Source organism: Microbacterium umsixpiens (assembly GCF_053543675.1).
This window is the reverse complement of sequence record NZ_JBLVOH010000204.1, coordinates 1-1,002: the sequence shown is the minus strand read 5'-3', so window position 1 is coordinate 1,002 and position 1,002 is coordinate 1. Positions and strand designations below refer to the sequence as shown.

Genomic DNA, 1,002 nt, shown 5'->3' with positions numbered 1-1,002 from the left:
GCTCTCACCGCACGGACTGCATCCGGCCCCTGGTGCTCACTTCGGTGACGCCAGGGGCCGACGCCGTCACCCCTGTTGTGCTGCGGCGCGCGCACGAGCGACGCGCATCATCGCCTCGACACCGATGACGACGAGAAGTGGGACGGCCACGCCGAGGATCGCTCCGAGGGCGACGTCGTGGACGTAGTGGACGCCCTGCGCGACGCGCCCGACGGCGACGACGGAGGCGAGCGCGATCGCCGACCATGTGAGCCACGACCGTCCGAGGGTGATGGCGATCACCGCAGCAGCGCCGAATGCGAGGGTCGCGTGGTTCGAGGGCAACGACCAGTCTCCGGGTGGCGGGCACTCACCGGCGATCTGCCAGACCGCGCACGGACGCGCCTGGGCGAAGAGCAGCTTTCCGCCCTCGCTCAAGAGGTAGGCCAGGACCACGCCGACGGCGGAGGCTGCGATGTGCACGCGTCGTTCATGGTGGTTCCACCATGCACGAGCCATGACCGCTGCCGTGGCGGCGGCGAGCAGGAGGAGCCCCGCTTCGGAGATCAGCTCGACCGCGGGGACGGCCGAGCCTGCAGAGCTGAGCCATCGGGTGCCGACCACGCTGAGGCTCCCCGGCAACGGGACGATCAACAGGAGGGCGGCGAGTGCCGAGGCGATGCCCAGGGGCAGGACGGAGCGCACGGACAGACGAGTGGAGGGCATGCTCACGACGCTACGGACAGTGGGCTCGGGTGAGCATCGGTCGGAGGATGTAGCCGGGTCCGCCGTGCGGTGGAGATGCGCGGGTCGGTGCTCCTCTGCACCATCTGCGCCCGACGGCGGTTGTCCACGGCTCAGGTCTGTGGGGTACGGGGAGTCTGCCTCGCGCACCTAGCTTGGCCGGATGGCATCCCCGCAAGCACCACCTCCGCCGCGGCGGCGACTGCGTCTGAGCATCGGCGCCGGGGTGGTTCTCGCGCTCGTGGTGCTGTCTGCCGCCGTCGGCCTCGGCATCCTCCG

Annotated in this window: 1 protein-coding gene; it reads right to left on the bottom strand. The window is 70.8% G+C overall.

The features are described 5' to 3' along the window. Nucleotides 1-66: 66 nt before the first annotated feature. Entirely contained in the window at nucleotides 67-705 is a 639-nt protein-coding gene (locus ACNPM4_RS17935) for a phosphatase PAP2 family protein (RefSeq protein ID WP_448986587.1), read from the bottom strand. Nucleotides 706-1,002 lie beyond the last annotated feature (297 nt).

What these genes read in the sequence shown, in the direction of transcription:
- ACNPM4_RS17935 (WP_448986587.1), bottom strand. Translation starts at nt 705, where the DNA reads ATGCCCTCCACTCGTCTGTCCGTGCGCTCCGTCCTGCCCCTGGGCATC.